This window comes from Arthrobacter sp. B0316-1-20, assembly GCF_059091865.1.
The window spans coordinates 1-16,266 of sequence record NZ_JBNHHC010000028.1 but is presented as its reverse complement, the minus strand read 5'-3'; the positions used below and the strand labels follow the sequence as shown (position 1 = coordinate 16,266).

The 16,266-nt window shown below is 69.4% G+C and carries 13 protein-coding genes; 4 read left to right on the top strand and 9 right to left on the bottom strand.

What is annotated here, in order from left to right:
• Positions 1 to 8 precede the first annotated feature (8 nt).
• From AC5RW2_RS30415 to AC5RW2_RS30405, 3 genes are read left to right on the top strand one after another with little or no spacing between them, the layout of a single operon-like run.
• Positions 9 to 728, top strand: coding sequence for a GntR family transcriptional regulator (locus AC5RW2_RS30415; protein ID WP_494074822.1), 720 nt, complete (start codon positions 9 to 11; stop codon positions 726 to 728).
• A complete protein-coding gene (locus AC5RW2_RS30410; RefSeq protein ID WP_494074821.1) occupies positions 725 to 1,711 on the top strand; it encodes a phosphoglycerate dehydrogenase in 987 nt (328 codons plus the stop codon). The genes AC5RW2_RS30415 and AC5RW2_RS30410 overlap by 4 nt, the downstream gene beginning before the upstream one ends.
• A gap of 9 nt (positions 1,712 to 1,720) precedes the next feature.
• The gene (locus AC5RW2_RS30405) at positions 1,721 to 2,680 is read left to right on the top strand and encodes a 2-hydroxyacid dehydrogenase (protein ID WP_494074820.1); all 960 of its coding nucleotides are present in this window, start codon (positions 1,721 to 1,723) and stop codon (positions 2,678 to 2,680) included.
• 149 nt (positions 2,681 to 2,829) lie between these two features.
• Here AC5RW2_RS30405 and AC5RW2_RS30400 read toward each other — a convergent pair whose 3' ends face one another.
• From AC5RW2_RS30400 to AC5RW2_RS30360, 9 genes are all read right to left on the bottom strand, one after another.
• Complete coding sequence (locus AC5RW2_RS30400; protein WP_494074873.1) at positions 2,830 to 3,957, bottom strand: MFS transporter; 1,128 nt, start codon at positions 3,955 to 3,957, stop codon at positions 2,830 to 2,832.
• Between the two features lie 139 nt (positions 3,958 to 4,096).
• The gene (locus AC5RW2_RS30395) at positions 4,097 to 5,779 is read right to left on the bottom strand and encodes an ABC-F family ATP-binding cassette domain-containing protein (protein ID WP_494024945.1); all 1,683 of its coding nucleotides are present in this window, start codon (positions 5,777 to 5,779) and stop codon (positions 4,097 to 4,099) included.
• 276 nt (positions 5,780 to 6,055) lie between these two features.
• Complete coding sequence (locus tag AC5RW2_RS30390) at positions 6,056 to 8,911, bottom strand: helix-turn-helix transcriptional regulator (protein ID WP_494024944.1); 2,856 nt, start codon at positions 8,909 to 8,911, stop codon at positions 6,056 to 6,058.
• A gap of 39 nt (positions 8,912 to 8,950) precedes the next feature.
• Positions 8,951 to 9,775, bottom strand: a complete 825-nt coding sequence (locus tag AC5RW2_RS30385; RefSeq protein WP_494024943.1) for a fumarylacetoacetate hydrolase family protein — start codon at positions 9,773 to 9,775, stop codon at positions 8,951 to 8,953.
• Between the two features lie 106 nt (positions 9,776 to 9,881).
• Positions 9,882 to 10,877 (bottom strand): cation diffusion facilitator family transporter, encoded by a 996-nt coding sequence (locus AC5RW2_RS30380; RefSeq protein ID WP_494001174.1) that lies wholly within the window; start codon positions 10,875 to 10,877, stop codon positions 9,882 to 9,884.
• Positions 10,874 to 11,356, bottom strand: a complete 483-nt coding sequence (locus AC5RW2_RS30375; protein WP_494001175.1) for a transporter substrate-binding domain-containing protein — start codon at positions 11,354 to 11,356, stop codon at positions 10,874 to 10,876. The genes AC5RW2_RS30380 and AC5RW2_RS30375 overlap by 4 nt, the downstream gene beginning before the upstream one ends.
• 64 nt (positions 11,357 to 11,420) lie before the next feature.
• Positions 11,421 to 12,440 carry a PHP domain-containing protein gene (locus AC5RW2_RS30370; RefSeq protein WP_494001176.1) on the bottom strand — a complete coding sequence of 340 codons (1,020 nt, stop codon included), beginning with the start codon at positions 12,438 to 12,440 and terminating at the stop codon, positions 11,421 to 11,423.
• Positions 12,441 to 12,479: 39 nt separating this feature from the next.
• Positions 12,480 to 13,919, bottom strand: coding sequence for a phytoene desaturase family protein (locus AC5RW2_RS30365; RefSeq protein WP_494001177.1), 1,440 nt, complete (start codon positions 13,917 to 13,919; stop codon positions 12,480 to 12,482).
• Entirely contained in the window at positions 13,916 to 15,505 is a 1,590-nt protein-coding gene (locus AC5RW2_RS30360; protein WP_494074819.1) for a glycosyltransferase family 87 protein, read from the bottom strand. Before AC5RW2_RS30360 ends, AC5RW2_RS30365 begins: the two co-directional genes overlap by 4 nt.
• A 138-nt stretch (positions 15,506 to 15,643) precedes the next feature.
• Between AC5RW2_RS30360 and AC5RW2_RS30355 the strand changes: the two genes are divergently transcribed.
• Positions 15,644 to 16,266: acylneuraminate cytidylyltransferase family protein (locus AC5RW2_RS30355; protein ID WP_494074818.1), on the top strand; the 623-nt coding region annotated here is incomplete at its 3' end.

Genomic DNA, 16,266 nt, shown 5'->3' with positions numbered 1-16,266 from the left:
TCACCATAATGACATCCCCCGGATCAGCAACCGCGAACCAGCTACCTCCCTTGGGCCTGTCAACCAACCGTTCCGACCTGGTCGTCGAATCGATCAAGACCGCGATCCTCTCCGGCCAACTGGCACCGGAGGAGGTACTGGTCGAACGGCGCATAGCCGACCAGCTGGGCATCTCCAAGACCCCGGTACGTGAGGCACTGATCGTACTCATGCGCTCCGGTCTTGTCACAGTCGCCCCGAGGCGCGGCGTGTGTGTACGCCGGCTCAGCATCCGGGAGGTGCGCCACATCTACGAAGAGCGCGTGCTGCTGGAGCCCTGGGCCATCGCCCACGCCCGCGGACCGCGCCCCGACTTTTCCTCCGCAGCCCAAGCTTTGGACGACGTCGAGCGGCACCGCGTCAACGGGGACACCGCCGCCAGCGCCCTCGCCAACCGCAGGTTCCACCGGGCCATGTACGCCCAGTGTGACAACGGATTCATCGTTGAATCCCTCGACCGGCTCCAAGACCTCACGGCGCTGGCCGCCGCAAGCGTGCTGTGGGAGAAGTGGCCCACCAGCGACAAAGAGTTCTCGGAGCACCGCGCCATCCACGATGCCGCCCACGCGGGCCATCTGGACAAGGCCGCAGACCTCATGCGCAGCCACATCCAGGCGTCAATCTCACGTCTCCTCGACGAAGAATCAGCAGAGGACTCACCCTCCCCAGCGACCGGACAACAGCGGTGAGGGAAACAGCTCTGGGTCCGGTAGTGGTCACCACTCCGAGCTTCGGGTTGTACTCGGACGCCCCTTGGCAAGCCATCGCCGCCGAGGGCCTCGACGTACGCCGCTCCCGAGTCAAAGGTCCGCTGTCCGCTGCTCAACTAAGGGATGAGGTCTCCGAGGCCGCCGCGCTCATCGTTGGCGTCGACCGCGTCGATGCCTCGGTCATTGCCTCGGCTCCACACCTTAAAGTGATCGGTAAACACGGGGTCGGCGTGGACAACATCGACCTGCAGGCCGCGGCGGAGGCCGGCGTCACAGTTGTGCGGACCCCCGGTGCAAACTCGCGCGCCGTCGCGGACCTGACGTTGGCTCTTCTACTGGCCGGGGCCCGAAAGGTGACCGAGGCGGACCGTACACTCCGGGCGGGCGCTTGGAACCAACTCTTCGGGCGGGAACTGTTCGGCCGGTCCCTCGGACTGATCGGGTTCGGTCAGATCGGGCGCGAGGTAGCCCGGCGCGCGAACGGCTTCGGCCTTGAGGTTCTAGCCTTCGACCCGTTCCTTCCCGACAGCGTTTTTTCTGACGCAGGAGTCCGTCGCTGCGCTCTCGCTGAGGTCTTCCGGGACAGTGACTTCGTCAGCCTGCATGCCCCGATGCCTCCCGACGGTACACCTGTCCTGACCCGGGATGTCCTGGAAAGCATGAAGCCGGGAGTGGGAGTGATAAACACTTCTCGGGGCGGCCTGATCGACAGCTCGGCGGCCGCCGATCTGCTGCTGAGCGGCCACCTGAGCTTCCTGGCCTCCGACGCCTTCGAAGAAGAGCCGATACCGCAGGACCACCCTCTGTTGAGGGCGCCGAACACGGTACTCACCCCGCACATCGGCGCCTGCAGCGACGGGGCAAACGCCGCCATGGGCGCCGCCGTCGTCCGCGACGTCGCCCGGGTGCTGCGCGGGGAACAGCCCGACCACCCGATACTGCCGACCATTCCACGACGATAAGGACCCGAAATGACCACACGTCACGAGAACGGAAAAACGTCCCCAGCACGGATCCTTCAGGTGGGACCCCTCCTCCCGGCCTTGGAGGAGACTCTGTACGCCCGGTACCCCGTGGTCCGGCTGCCGGAGACGGGGACCGACACGTTCGTCCATGAACACCCTGACATCACCGCAGCGGTCACGTCCGCCACTGTCGGGGTCGACGCGGAACTGATGGCCGCGCTGCCCGGGCTGAAAGCCATTGTGAACTTCGGCGTGGGCTATGACACGACAGATGTCGCAGCGGCCAGGGCGCGGGGCATCGCGGTGAGCAACACCCCCGACGTCCTCACGGACTGCGTCGCGGACATTGCTGTCGGCCTGTTGATCGATGTCTTCCGCGGCATTTCCGCAGCCGACCGATTTGTCCGCCGCGGGGAGTGGACGAACGCGAGGTATCCCCTCACGACCAAGGTCAGCAGCAAGCGGATCGGAATCCTCGGCCTTGGACGTATTGGACGGGCAATCGCCAAACGGCTCGAAGGCTTCGACATCCGGGTCTCGTACCACAGCCGGTCACCCGTGCACGGTGTTCCCTACACGTACGTCGACTCGGTGCTGGAGCTGGCCCGGAGCAGCGACGCGATCATCGTGGCGGCAGCCGGGGGGCCGGACACGGCCGGACTGGTGTCCCGGCAGGTGCTCGAGGCACTGGGCCCGAACGGATACCTGATCAACGTCGCCCGGGGTTCCCTAGTGGACCAGGAAGCCCTGGTTGAAGCGCTCACGTCCAGCACCATCGCCGGCGCGGGACTCGACGTCTTCGCCACGGAACCCTCCGTTCCGGAAGAGCTGCTCTCCCTCGACAACGTCGTGTTGCTGCCGCATATGGCCAGCGGAACCCGCGAAACGCGCCAGGCAATGGCAAACCTGGTCGTAGCCAACCTCGACAGTTTCATGAGCAGTGGAGAACTGGTGACCCCCGTGTAGGGGTGCCCCCATATAAGCTCAAAACGTTCCGCAGGAACACAAAGGTTGGGTGACGGACGCACTCCGCCCTTACTCAAGCCACTGGGGGCAGCGCTGAACTTTTTGATCAAACGTGGGTGCCTGGGCGTTGCGCAGCCTCCCACCGCGCCTTACGATCGTTCGCGCTGTTCGCGGGCGGCCGGGGCGGTCAGCAGGGAGGCGACCATCACCGCGGCCACGGCGAGCAGGGCGTTGCGGAGGCCCACCTGTTCGCCCAGGAAGCCGAGGAAAGGTGGGCCGGCCAGGAACGCGACATAGCCCAGGGTCGAGACCACCGACACCCGTCCCGCGGCCCGGGCCGGATCGTCCGCGGCCGCGGACATGCCCATGGGAAAGCCCAGCGCGGCGCCGGCGCCCCAGAACACGGCCCCGGCGAAGGCCAGCGGCAGGTTCGGCGCCAGCACGAAGAGCAGCAGGCCGGCCAGGGCCGTGCCCAGGCTGACCCGCAGCACGGCCACGCGTCCCCAGCGGTCGATGAACCGCCCGCCGGCCAGGCGCAGCAGCGTCATGGCGGCCACGAAGACCCCGAACATGACCGCCCCCGTCGCCTCGGTGGCACCGAGCCCGACGACGGTGGCCTGGGCGATCCAATCGTTGGCGGCGCCCTCGGTCAGGGCGGCCCCGAGGACGACGACGCCGATCAGCACCGTGCGCCGTTCCCGCCAGGCGGCGAAGCGGCCGGGCCGGGCCGCGCCGTCGTCGTCATGCTGGGGCCGGTGGGGCAGGAAAGCCCGCGGCACCACCCACGTGGCGGCCGCGACCACCACCGCGAGCACTGCCAGATGCACGGCCAGCGAAACCCCGAGCACCGAGAGCCAGGCGCCGACCATGGCTCCGGCGAACGCCCCCAGGCTGAAGGCGGCGTGGAACTTCGGCATGATCGTGCGCAGCAGTTTCCGCTCCACGTCGGCGCCTTCGATGTTCTGCGCCACGTCCCACCAGGCCACGCCCACGCCGTAGCAGAACAGCGCCGCGGCGGCGGCGGGAAAGGAGCCGGCCGCCAGCGCGGCGGCGAGTCCGGCCGCGCTGACGGCCGCGATCAGCCCGCCGGCCCGGACGCTGTTGGCCGTGCCGATCCTGGCGGCAAGCGGGCCGGCCAGGGGCAGCGAGATGACCGAGCCGAGGCCGAGGGCCAGCAGCAGCGCGCCGATGCTGCCGGCGCTGATGTCCAGCGTCGCCGCGGCCGCCGGGATGCGGGCCGCCCAGCTGGCGAAGACCAGCCCGTTGAGCCCGAAGATGGCGAAGGTCGCGTAGGTGGCGGCCCGGAGCGGGCGGGTCGGATCGCCGGCCGGGCGCTGTCTTGCCTCGCCGCGCGGTGCACCGGGCCGGCGCTTCGCGGCCTCGCCCTCCTCGACGTTCTCCCCGACGCCGGGCGGTTCAGCGCTCCCGGACAACGCGTTCCTCGTCCCACACCGGGGTTTCGCTCTCGTAGACCCTGCCGTCGGAGCCGAACACCAGGAACCGGTCGAAGCTGCGCGCGAACCAGCGGTCGTGGGTGACGGCCAGCACCGTGCCCTCGAACGCGTCGATGGCCCGCTCCAACGCCTCCGCGGAATGCAGGTCCAGGTTGTCGGTCGGCTCGTCGAGCAGCAGCAGGGTGGCGCCCGAAAGTTCCAGCAACAGGATCTGCAGCCGGGCCTGCTGCCCGCCGGAGAGCGAGTCGTACAGCTGTTCCGCCTGCCGGGCCAAGCCGTAGCGGTCCAGGACGGCGGCCGCGGCCTCGCGTCCCAGGCCGGAGCGGTGGTCGTCGCCGCGGTGCAGGATGTCCACCAGGGAACGGCCCAGCAGGTCGGGGCGGATGTGGGTCTGGGCAAAGAAGCCGGGACGGATCCTGGCCCCTAGCTTTACGGTGCCGGCGTGCGGCACGTGGGCGATCCGGACCTCGGAGACCGGCAGGTGCTCTTTCTCCGGGTCGGTGCCGCCGCCGGCGAGCAGGCGCAGGAAGTGGGACTTGCCGGAACCGTTGGAGCCCAGCACCCCCACCCGGTCGCCGAACCAGATCTCGGTGCTGAACGGCTTCATCAGGCCGGTCAGCTCCAGCTTGGTGGCCACCACCGCCCGTTTGGCCGTCCGCCCGCCCTTGAGCCGCATCTGCACGTTCTGTTCGATCGGCACGGCCTCCGGCGGCCCGGCCTCCAGGAACTTCTCCAGCCGGGTCTGGGCGGCGTGGTACCGATTGGCCATGTCGGAGCGGAACGCGGCCTTGTTCTTGTACATGTTCACCAGCTCCTTGAGCTTGGCGTGCTCCTCGTCCCACCGCTTGCGCAGTTCTTCGAAGCGGGCGTTGCGGTCGTCCCGGGCCTGCAGGTAGCTCTCGAAGCCGCCGCCGTGGACCCAGGCGGTGGCGCCAAGGGCGCCGGGTTCGAGCGTGACGATCCTGGTGGCGGCATTGGCCAACAGTTCACGGTCGTGGCTGACGAACAGCACCGACTTCCGCGATTCCCGCAGCTTCTCCTCCAGCCAGCGCTTGCCGGGCACGTCCAGATAGTTGTCCGGTTCGTCCAGCAGCAGCAACTCGTCCGGGCCGGCGAAGAGCGCTTCCAGCACCAGGCGCTTTTGTTCACCGCCGGACAGGGTCGATGCGGTGCGGTGCTGCGCGCGGTCGAAGGGCACGCCCAGGGCGGCCGAGGTGACCTCGTCCCAGACGGTCTCCTGCTCGTAGCCGCCGGCGTCGCCCCAGTCCGCAAGCGCCTGCGCGTACCGCATCTGGGTGGGCTCGTCGTCGTGCTCCATCATGGCCAGTTCGGCTTCATCCACTGCTCGTGCCGCGGCGGCGAGGGCCGGCGGGGCGGCGCCGACCAGAAGGTCGCGTACCGTGGTCCCGTCCCGGACCTGGCCGACGAACTGCCGCATGATGCCCATGGCGCCGGAGCGTGCCACGGCGCCTTCGTCCGGAGCGATGTCGCCGGCGATGATCCGCAGCAGGGTGGTTTTGCCGGTGCCGTTGGGTCCGATCAGCGCGGTTTTGGCACCGTCGCCGACCTTGAAGCCGACGCCGTTGAGCAGCTGGCGGCCGTCGGAAAGGAAATATGCGATGTTGGAGACGTCGAGATGGGCCACGGATCCAGTCTGTCATGGTCGCAGACATACGAAATGGCCCAAAGTCAGGCCTCCCCATTAGCCAACTCACTTCGAGCCATTTCGTGTGCGGCATCGGATCCACCGCCCTAAGGCATGTCCCCCCAACTCGGATCCGGGGTGCCGCCGCCTCCGGTGTGGTCTCCCGTTCCGGTTGCTGACACCTTCAATCATGGTCCCGGCGGCTTCCGTTTGCCAGATCAATCCACCCTAGTTAGGAAAACCTAGGGTGTGCCGCTGCGCTAACCCTGGCGCGGGTCAGTCCTGCCGGTCCAACACGGCCGCCAATTCCTTGCGGGACGCAATCCCGAGCTTGGCGAACGACCGGGACAGGTGCCACTCCACCGCCTTGATGGTGATGAACAGTTCGGCCGCGATCTTGCGGTTCGTGAGTCCCCTGGCCGCCAAGGAGCAGACCCGGTACTCGGCCGGCGTCAGCCGGTCGGCCTTGTTCTCGGCGATCAGCGGCAGGTGAAGATCCTGCTGCCCGAGCAGGCGGGTCATGCGCCGGGCCACCGCGGCGGCCCCGATCCGGTTCCCAAGGACCAGCGCCTTGCGGGCCGCCGCCAGCGCTTCCGTCCGGAACACCGACAGCGCGTCGCCCCGTGCGGGCTGCAGGCAGATCTCGGCCAGGTCGGCCAGGGCCAGTGCCAGCTGGTAGCGGCCCTCGTGGGCTTCGAGCAGCGAGATGGCTTCGCGCAGCATGACGACGGCGCTCGGCCCGGGCTGCGCCAGCGCGGCGGCCCGCATCACGGTGCCGGTCAGGCGCGGAGCACCGAAGGAACGGACCTCTTGGAGCAGGTCGGCGGCAACCGCGGAGGCGTATTCGGTCTGCCCGGCACGGGCGGCGGATTCGATGGCACTGCGCGTCCACAGGTTCAATGTCGGGCCCAGGCCGGCGTCGAGGTCCATGGCGGTGGCGAAGTATTCCAGCGCCAGCTGGTGGTCGCCGTGTCCGGCGGCCACCACTCCGTGCAGCTGGAGCGCCATCGCCTGGACCAGCGGCACGCGTTCTTCCGCCAGCGGGACCCGTTTGAGCAGGGCGTCGGCGGCGGCCAGGTCATCCCGGGCAAGGTAGACCTCGGCCAGCGTCACGCAGGCTACCTCCAGGTACGTCCGCCAGCCGGTGTCTGCCGCCTGCATGCTCGTTTCCAGGTCCATTTGGGCCAACCGCAGCCGACCCCGGTTCAAGTGGATGGCGCCGCGGCAATAGGTCAGGGTGGCGTTCGCCATCGGCGAGGAGTTGGCCCGCGCCTCCGCGATGGCCGCGTCCAGCAGCTCCAGGGCAGCGGCGTCCTGTTCCGAGCCGTTGAGCGCACCGGTCGCGTAGTTGATGATGTTGGATTCCGCGCCGACCTCCGCCAGCAGTTTTCCGCCGGCGCACGCCCGCAGGGCCAGTTCCCCGCTGCGCTGGGCATCGGTTCCGGTCACGGTCAGGCGCAGCGCCTCCTGCACCAGCAACAGCCGGTCGCTCGGGCCGTCCCGGGCCGGGTCCTGCACCAGGATGCTCGCCAGCTCCTGACGGTACTCCTCCGAGAACTGCAGCTGCTGGAACCCCGCCCCTGTTGCCAGCGCAACCACCCGCCGCCTGAGCTCGGTGTGCGGGTCGCCGTCGTTGTCCAGTTCGCCCAGGGCCTGGCTGTAGTAACGCGAACTTTCCTCTATCCGGTTGATTGAATACCGTGCCTCGGCGAACTCCAGCAGCAGCTCCACGCGCGCCCGGGTGCCGTGGGTCATGGCCAGCGCCCGCCGTCCCAGCACCTCCGCCTGCGTGAGGTGGCCGGCGGCCTGATGGGCCAGCGACGCTTCAATCGCGATCCGGCGCTGCAGATCCGGCGCCAGCCCGTTCTCCGCCATGGCCCGTTCGATGAGCCGGACAGCGAGTTCCGCTGCGCCGATCCGGCGGGCTCCCCCGGCGGCATCAAGCAGGACTTCGGCCGAGGCAGGGTCGGCGCCCGGTTTGGTGGCCAGAAGGTGGCCCGCCACCACGGCGCTTTCGCTGCCCTGTGCCGTCAGGGCGGCAGCCGCCCGGCCGTGCAGTTCGGCCTGCCGTTCGGGCTCCAGCGCGGCGAGCACCGCTTCGGCCACCAGGGCATGCTGGATCCGCGGGCGCGGAAGCAGGGCGCTGAAGAACCGCGCGGCGGCAAGGCGTTTCAACACCCGGGTCAGGTCGGCCGGCGGCAGCCCCGTCATACGCGCCAAGAGCTGGTGGCTCGCGTCCTCCCCGAGGACGACGACGGCGTCCAGCACCGCCCGCTCGTCCGCCGAGAGCCGGTCGAGGCGGTCTTGGAGCACCGCGGCTTCCGCCTGGGCCTTACCGGTTCCGGCGGCATCGAGACCTGCCCCCGCGCCGCCCTCCAGGAGCTCGTGGACGTAGAACGGCGTTCCCCCGGCCGCCGCATGGATGCGTGCCGCCACGACGTGGTCCGCGGCGGGCCTCCGGCTGGCCGTCCACTCGGTCACGGCCTGGCGGTCCAGCGGTTGCAGCGGCCAGTGCACGCGGCCGTCGGCGCGGGAGGCACTGCCCCGGGCACCGCCGTCGTCGGCCCCCAGCAGCAAGGAGTCCGCCAGGATCCCGTCGCCGCGCTCGGCGCCCCGGCCGGTTCGCACCCCGCGCAGCAGCAGCAAAGGGACGTCGATCAGCAGGCCCGCCATGTCCGACAGCGACTGGAGCGAGAGTTCGTCGAGCCACTGGGCGTCGTCCACCACGGCGGCCACAGGTCCCTCCTGGGCCAGCGAACGCAGGACCCAGGAGGCGGAATAGGTCAGGGCGTCCTTGTGCAGCGGACCGCCCGCGTAGGTCAGGAAGGAATGCAGCACCCGGCCCTGCCCGTCGAAGGGCGGGCCGTGGTCCGGCACCTGCTGGGCCAGCGGCGCGAACCACTGCCAGAACATGGATCCGGGCAGCGAACGGCGGGCGGCGCCGGCCGCCCGCAGCAGTTTCCAGCCGCGCGCGGAGGCCTCGGCGCACACCGTCTCCAGCAGGGATGTCTTGCCGATTCCGGACGGGCCGCTGACGGTCAGTTCGATGCTGCGGCCGGATTCCACGGCAGTGGCGAGGTCGCGCCACTGCGCCACCTCCCGGTCACGCCCAAACAGCCGTGTTTGTGCCACTCCTTGATCCTAGGACGCCGGAGGAAGAAATTCGACGTTTCAGCGCGGCTCTTCGGCCACGCAGCGGTTGTGCAATTCGCCGATTCCCTCGATCCTCGTCACCAGCCGCGCCCCGGCGGGAATCCACTCGCGCGGTTTCCGGGCCAGTCCCACGCCGGCCGGGGTGCCGGTGGCCAGCAGGTCACCGGGTCCCAGGGTCATGAACTGGCTGACGTAGGACACCAGTTGCGCGCAGGAGAAGATCAGGTCCGACGTGTTGCCCGACTGCTTGGACACGCCGTCCAGCTCGCATTCCACCGCCAGCCCCGCCTCCGGATCCAGCTCGTCTGCCGTGACGACGACCGGGCCCACCGGAGTCATCCGGTCCCAGTTCTTGCCCTGGAACCATTCCGAGGTGCGGCCTTGCCAGTCACGGACGGAGACGTCGTTCATCACCGTGTAGCCGGCGATCGCGTCCCGCGCGGCGGCGTCGTCGGCGTACCGGATCCGGGAACCGATCACCACGGTCAGCTCGGCCTCCCAGTCGATCTTCGTGCTGGCCGCGGGCAGCACCACGTCGTCCACCGGGCCGACCAGCGCGTTCGGGTACTTGGTGAAGATGGTGGGGTATTTGGGAACCTCCTGGCCCACTTCTTCGGCGTGCGCGTAATAGTTCAGGCCGGCGCAGAGGATCTTGCCCGGATGCAGGATCGGCATGTCCAGCTCCGACGCCGCCGGCGCAGGGCCCCGCTCGCCGGGCAGGGTCCGCCAGTCCCCACCCCTTAGCAGTTCGCCGACATCCCTGGCCGGCAGGTAGTCGGTGGCACCGCCATCCTGCCGGAACGCCTGCGTGGTCCCGTTCCGCCGTACTGTCCCCAGACGCATCTGTACCTCCTTGCGGCAGCCGTGCACCGCCGTCGTGATGTTGTCAGGCCCTGGCAGCAGGGCCTCCTTGCACGATATATGGTGGGGCGCGCCGCACGGGGAGCGCTCAGAGGTTCCTCTCGGACTGGCGCTCCGATGCTCCGCCTGCTTCCTCGGGCAGTTCGGAGACCGGCACCAGAACCGTGTCGTGGATCATCCAGTGCAGATCGATGCAGCCGTCCCGCGCCTCTTCGAGGACATCGACCGCGGGGACACGTCCGTCGCGGGGGACGACGAAGGCCTCAACGTGCAGCACGTGGCCCTGGTCGCGGACACGCGAGCCCGCTTCTTCTACCCATTCCAGTTGGCGCAGATAATCATCGATGCGTTCGATCAGCGGGTGGGGCTCCGAGTCGTCGAAGGTGGTGGCCCGGGTGTCCATCAGGTCGGTGACGGAGCTCCGCATGTTTTTGTAGCCGTCGCGCAGAATTCCCCCGGCGATGAACAGCGCGGCGGCGGCATCGGCCCACCACAGACCGATTCCGATGCCGGCGACCCCGACGATGGAGCCGGCGGCGGTCTTCCAGTCCGCCTTGTTCATGTCCGCATCCGCATAGAGGACCTTGTCATGCAGCTGCTCGGCGAGTTTTTCCTTGGCCCGGCCGAGCAGGACCGGAGGGACGGCGGTCGCTGCCATGACGGCGATCATGAGCCAGCCGAGCCAGATGGTGTGGCCGAGCAGCTGGACCGATCCGATGGGCGGGTGCTCCCCCTTCAGCAGGCCCATGCCTGAGTCGACGACCAGGAAAGCGCCCATGGTGCAGAGTGCCACCGCGGCCACCAGATGCGCGATCCCGGTCGACCGGTGGTACCCGTAGGGGTACTTCCGGTTGGGGGGCCGGTTAATGATCTTCATCGCCAGCAGGAACGCAATGGGAGGGGCGAGGGAGAGCATGTCTTCGATCCAGGCCGCCTTCATCGCCTGCGAATTACCCATAACCAAAAAGACCAGCGTGACCGACACGGCCAGGACCGCGATGGTGATCCACTGGATCTTGATGGCCCGCCGAAGGGCCTTTTCCTGCTCATCGGGCAGCTCGGTGCGGCCGAATTTGGTATTCATCCCTGTTCCTTCCGATCAAGAAGAAACTTTTCCAGTTCCCGCAGGAAGGCATTTTCGCCCATCTTCGACGCCATGACGTATTCTTCCTTGCCTCCGTCGGGGGCCCGGCCCTCGGCGTAGGGCTGGGTCAGGGCTGCCTTGTCCGACCAGGGCGACTTTTTCGTCAGGCCGCCGATGACAAGGTCAAGTTCGCCGCGTTCCAGCTGCCCTATCAGGGATTCCTCGCCGGCCGCCGCCCATTCGATGGTCGCGTCGCGGGTCGCCGCGAATTGCCTCACCAGGTCCGCCTCGGAGCCCGTGGGCTCCGCGCCGTCCCGGATTTCCGTCCAAGGCGGGTTGTGCGAGACACCCACCCTAAGAGTTCCGCCGCTGATGCGGTCCAAGGTCCCTTCCGGGTCCGCAGGCACCTGCAGCCCGCAGGAGGTCATCAGCAGCATGACCAGCACCGCAAAGGCCGCCTTGGAAAAATTGTTCAGCATACTTCAGGACCATAGCTAAACCGGCGGCGTTTTGGGGAAGCCCGGGTCCGCCCGAGCAGGCGGGCTACCGGCCCTCGCGGCACCACTCGAGCAGGCGCTCCACCGGCCAGGTCGTGATAATCCGTTCGGCCGGGACGCCGTTTGCGGCCGCCCGTTCGGCTCCGTAGTGGAGGAAATCGAGCTGCCCCGGCGCGTGGGCGTCGCTGTCGATGCTGAACAGGCAGCCGGCGTCGAGGGCCAGTTGGATGAGCTCGTCCGGAGGGTCCTGCCGCTCGGGCCGGGAGTTGATTTCGACGGCGACGTTGTTCGCCGCGCAGGCTGCGAACACTCGCCCGGCGTCGAACTCCGACTGCGGGCGGGTGCCGCGCGATCCCTTGACCAGCCGCCCGGTGCAGTGGCCGAGCACGTTGGTGCGCGGGTTCTCGATGGCGCCCAGCATCCTGCGGGTCATGGTGCCCCGGTCCGACCGCAGCTTCGAATGCACGCTGGCGACCACCACGTCCAACCGGTCGAGCATCTCCGGTGACTGGTCCAGCTCGCCGCTCTCCAGGATGTCGGCTTCGATCCCGGTCAGCACCCGGAAGCCGTCCGCTGAAGCGTTAAGCTCTTCGACCAACTCGAGCTGCCTGGCCAGCCGCTCCGCGCTGAGGCCGTTGGCGACCGTGAGGTTGGGCGAGTGGTCGGTCAGGGCAAGGTAGTCGCGGCCGAGCCAGCGGGCGGCATCGGCCATGGCTTCCGGCGGCGAGCCGCCGTCGGACCAGTCGCTGTGGCTGTGCAAATCGCCGCGGAGGGCCTGGTGCAGCTCGCGGCCGCCCTCGGCCAGGGGCGCGGCGGCGCGCTCCCGCACCTTCGCCAGATAGTCCGGGACCTCGCCGTCGACCGCCTGCTGGATCACCACGAAGGTGCTGGCACCGATCCCCTTCATGCTCTTCAGCCGGCCGGTGCGCGCCCGCTCGGCCAGTTCGGCGGGCTCCAGCCCGCCGGCGACGGCGGCCGCCCGCCGGAACGCCTGCACTTTGTACGTGGGCGCGAGTTCACGCTCCAGCCAGAAGGCGATTTCGTTCAGGGCCGCGACAGGATCCATGTGACCATCTTCCACCGGCACCACCCGCTGATCCATGGCTTACGGCCTCAGGGACGGCACAGCGAGACCGAATTGCTCCCGCAGGGCCAGCTCGGCGGCGCGGTAGCCGGCCATGCCGTGCACGCCGGGGCCGGGCGGCGTCCCGGCCGAGCACAAATAGACGCCGTGCAGCGGGGTCTGCCAGGGCCTCCGGCTCAGCACCGGACGCGCCGCGAGCTGCGGCAGGCTGACGGCCCCGGTGCCGAAGTCGCCGCCGACGTAGTTGGGATTGTAGGCCTCGTAGTCGGCCGCGGACATGCTGGCCGAATCCACCACCAGGTCGGTGAAGCCGGGGGCGGCGCGTTCCAGCGCAGCGGTGATGACCGGCTCCATGTCCCGGGTGGAACCGCCCGGGACATGGCAATAGGTCCAGAGCACGTGCCGCCCGGCGGGCGCCCGGGACGGATCGACCACGGCGGGCTGCGCCGTCAGGATCACCGGGTCTTCCGAGTGCCGGCCGCGGGCAATGTCCCGTTCCGAGGCTGCCATCTGTTCCCGTGTGCCACCCAGATGAACGGTGCCGGCCAGGCGCAGGTCCGGATGGGCCCACGGAACCGGTCCGGACAGGATGTAGTCGACCTTGGCCGCGCCCGGTCCGTAGCGGAAGCGCTGCAGGGCGCGCGCATAGCGGGACGGGAGCCGGCCACCGGCCAGCCGCAGGAGTTCCGTGGGCGAGGTATCCAGCATCACCGCCTCGGCGTCGGTCAGCTCGGCGAGCGACGCGACCCGGTGCCCGGTCTCGAGCCGGCCGCCGTGGGCCTGCAGGTCCTCGACCATGGCCTCGATGATGGCCTGCGAGCCCCGGGCGGGCAGGGGGAAGCCCACGGCATGGGCGAGCGCGCCAAGCATCAACCCCGCGCCCGCGGAGGAGAGGCGGCGCACCCCGCCGGGGGTGTGCGCGGCGACGCCGGTCAGCAGCGCCGGTGCGAACTGTTCCTTGAAGCGCAGGTTCCAGGCGGGAGAGCCCTGCTCCAGGGTGCGGAGCCCGTAGCGGAAGGCCGTCACCGGGCTCGCGGGCACCTGGAGGAGCTGGTCCATGGTGAACTCCAGCAGCGCATCGGTCCGCGCGACGAGCGGTTCCATCAACTGCCGGTACGCGCCGCCGTCGGCTCCCAGCCCGGCCACGGTCCGGTCGAGGTCGCGGTGGGCCACCGCCGCGGCGGCCCCGTCGATCACCTGCCCGTAGGAAACCTCCGGCACCAGCAGTTCGATCCGCTGGTCCAGCCCGAAGTCCCGGAAAAACGGCGAGGCCGCGGCCATCGGATGGACCGCGGAACAGACGTCGTGCCAGTGGCCCGGCTCCATCAATTCCACGGTGCGGGAGCCCCCGCCGGGCGTGGCTGCCGCCTCGAAGACCGTGACTCCGAGGCCCGCCCGCGCCATGATCACGGCCGCCGCCAACCCGTTCGGCCCGGCGCCGACTACCGCTACGTCCGTCACGTTGGATCTCCTTCCCGCTGGGGCTTCAACCTTGTGGCCTGCGCCGCCTCACCGGCAAGGCCCGGCCAGGTCGAGGGCCGCCGCACGGCATCTATGCCCGACGAGGAATTTTCGGGCCGCCCGTTCCCCTCGGCGGCCGCCGGTCCGGCGCCCCTCCCCGGGGCGCCACCCGGCAGACCCAGCGTGAACCTGTCCGACGCGCCGTCGTAGTCCCCGCCCTGCGGGTCGTCGGTGTCCACGCGGCGGACCGGATCATGCTCCGGCAGCCAGATGCCGCGGACAACCTTCCCCGCTATGTATGCCGTTGCTGCTATATGTGCGACGACGGCGAGCACGTAGTACGGCGTGTCCAGGTTGCGTGCCGCTTCGCCGCCGCTCGTCACCTGGCCCAGGTGCATCCAGGTGGCCCACCAGTGCATCGCCTCGAAGAACTGCCAGATCAGGAAGTCGCGCCAGCGGGGATGGGCCAGCACGGCCAGCGGGACCAGCCACACCACGAACTGCGGTGAGTAGACCTTGTTGGTGAGCACGAAGGCCGCCACCACCAGGAACACCAGCGACGCCATCCGCGGGCGACGAGGTGCCGTCCAGGCCAGGAGCGCGATGCCCGCGCAGGCGGCCGCGAACAGCAGGAGGGAGGCGGCGTTGATGAATTCGGGGCTGAGGACGGGCAGTTGCTGCCGCTGCGCCGTCAGGTTGTAGGCGTACCAGAGGGACGAATAACCGGCTTCGCGCTGCCGGCTGTAGTCCAGGAAGTGGAACCAGCCGCCGAGGTCGCGCAGCATGAACGGCAGATTGACCGCCACCCATGCCGCGGCCGCCGCCAGCCCGGCCCGGGCCAGGGGGCGGTACCTGCCGGTCCGCACCGCCAGCAGCAGGATGGGACCGAGGATCAGCACCGGATACACCTTGAACGCGGCGCCGAGACCGACCAGCGCGCCGGCCAGGACCGGGCGGCGCCGGGCGAAGGCGAGCATCGAAAGCGCCGCGAGCATCGCCGCCCAGAGATCCCAGTTGATCGTCCCGGCGAGCACGATGCCCGGTGCCAGCGCCACCATCGCCGCGTCCCAGGGCCGCCGGTGGCTCATCCGCGCCGTCGCGATGACGGTGACCAGCCAGACCACGGCCACCAGGGTGGCGTTGATATCGAAATAGGCCAGGGCCCGCTCCGGAGACGTGCCCTCGCCGGGAACCAGCCACGCCGTGGCCCCGGCCACCAGTCCCAGCAGCACGGGGTACTCGAAGGAGCTTCCCGCGGTGACGAACGGCATCACGCCGCCGGCAAGCCCGCGGGACTCGAAGAGCACCGGCCAGTCCGAGTAGCAGCCCATGTAGAAATAGTCCGGCAGCTCCCACCCGGCCAGCCGGCACGGCGTCTTGACCAGGACGGAAAGCAGCGCCGCGAGCGTGGTCAAGATGATCAGCACCCGCTCCACGGTGAAAAATCCGGGCGACACCAGGCCCGGGGCGCTGTGCCGGCCCAACGGACCGCCCACCATTTCGGTGAACTGCTTCAGGAACGGGTCGTTGCGGCTGGGCACCACGATGCGCAGCGGCGTGCGGCGCGAAGAGCGGGACCCGGGCATGGTCCAAGACTACTGTCGGCGGCCCACAGGCCACAGATCCGGGGCCGGCGGCAGGTTACCCGTTTCGTCCGCTGCTGCACGCCTTCCCGTAACCTGGTCCACCCCGGGCCGTTACCGGTGCTTCCTACCGTGGCTCCAATGAGTTACAACGATCCCCGGGAAGTCCTGGTCGTCATCCCGGCCCGCGGCGGTTCCAAGGGAATCCCGTTCAAGAACCTGACGCCCGTGGCCGGCCGGAGCCTGGTGGCCCGCGCCATCGACAGTGCGTTGGCAGCCCCGTCGGTGACCGACGTCGTCGTCAGCACAGACCATCCCGACATCGCGGCCGAAGCCGAACGCTGCGGCGCCCGCGTCGTCATCCGCCCCGCGGAGCTCTCCGGAGACACCGCCAGCAGCGAATCCGCCGTGCTCCACGTGCTCTCCACGCTGCCCCGGCAGCCAGCGGTCACCGTCCTGCTGCAGTGCACCTCGCCCTTCATCGAGCCGGAGCACCTGGACCGGGCCGTCCTTCACGTGCTGGAGGACCGGGCCGACGTCGCCTTCTCCGTCACCGAGAGCCACGCGTTCCATTGGTCGCTTGACGACGACGGCGCCGTCACCGCCGTCGGGCACCGCGCCGACGTGCGGCCCCGCCGCCAGGACCGCCGGCCGCAGTACCGCGAAACAGGCGCGTTCTACGCCATGCGCACCGAGGGCTTCCTCGACCGCGGGCACCGCTTCTTCGGCCGGCTGAGGCTGCAGGAAGTGCCCGCGGGGCAGGC

Coding starts and splice junctions, on each gene's coding strand:
- AC5RW2_RS30370 (WP_494001176.1), bottom strand. CDS start 12,440: ATGGATCCTGTCGCGGCCCTGAACGAAATCGCCTTCTGGCTGGAGCGT.
- AC5RW2_RS30415 (WP_494074822.1), top strand. CDS start 9: ATGACATCCCCCGGATCAGCAACCGCGAACCAGCTACCTCCCTTGGGC.
- AC5RW2_RS30375 (WP_494001175.1), bottom strand. CDS start 11,356: ATGCTGAACAATTTTTCCAAGGCGGCCTTTGCGGTGCTGGTCATGCTG.
- AC5RW2_RS30360 (WP_494074819.1), bottom strand. CDS start 15,505: ATGCCCGGGTCCCGCTCTTCGCGCCGCACGCCGCTGCGCATCGTGGTG.
- AC5RW2_RS30405 (WP_494074820.1), top strand. CDS start 1,721: ATGACCACACGTCACGAGAACGGAAAAACGTCCCCAGCACGGATCCTT.
- AC5RW2_RS30385 (WP_494024943.1), bottom strand. CDS start 9,775: ATGCGTCTGGGGACAGTACGGCGGAACGGGACCACGCAGGCGTTCCGG.
- AC5RW2_RS30380 (WP_494001174.1), bottom strand. CDS start 10,877: ATGAATACCAAATTCGGCCGCACCGAGCTGCCCGATGAGCAGGAAAAG.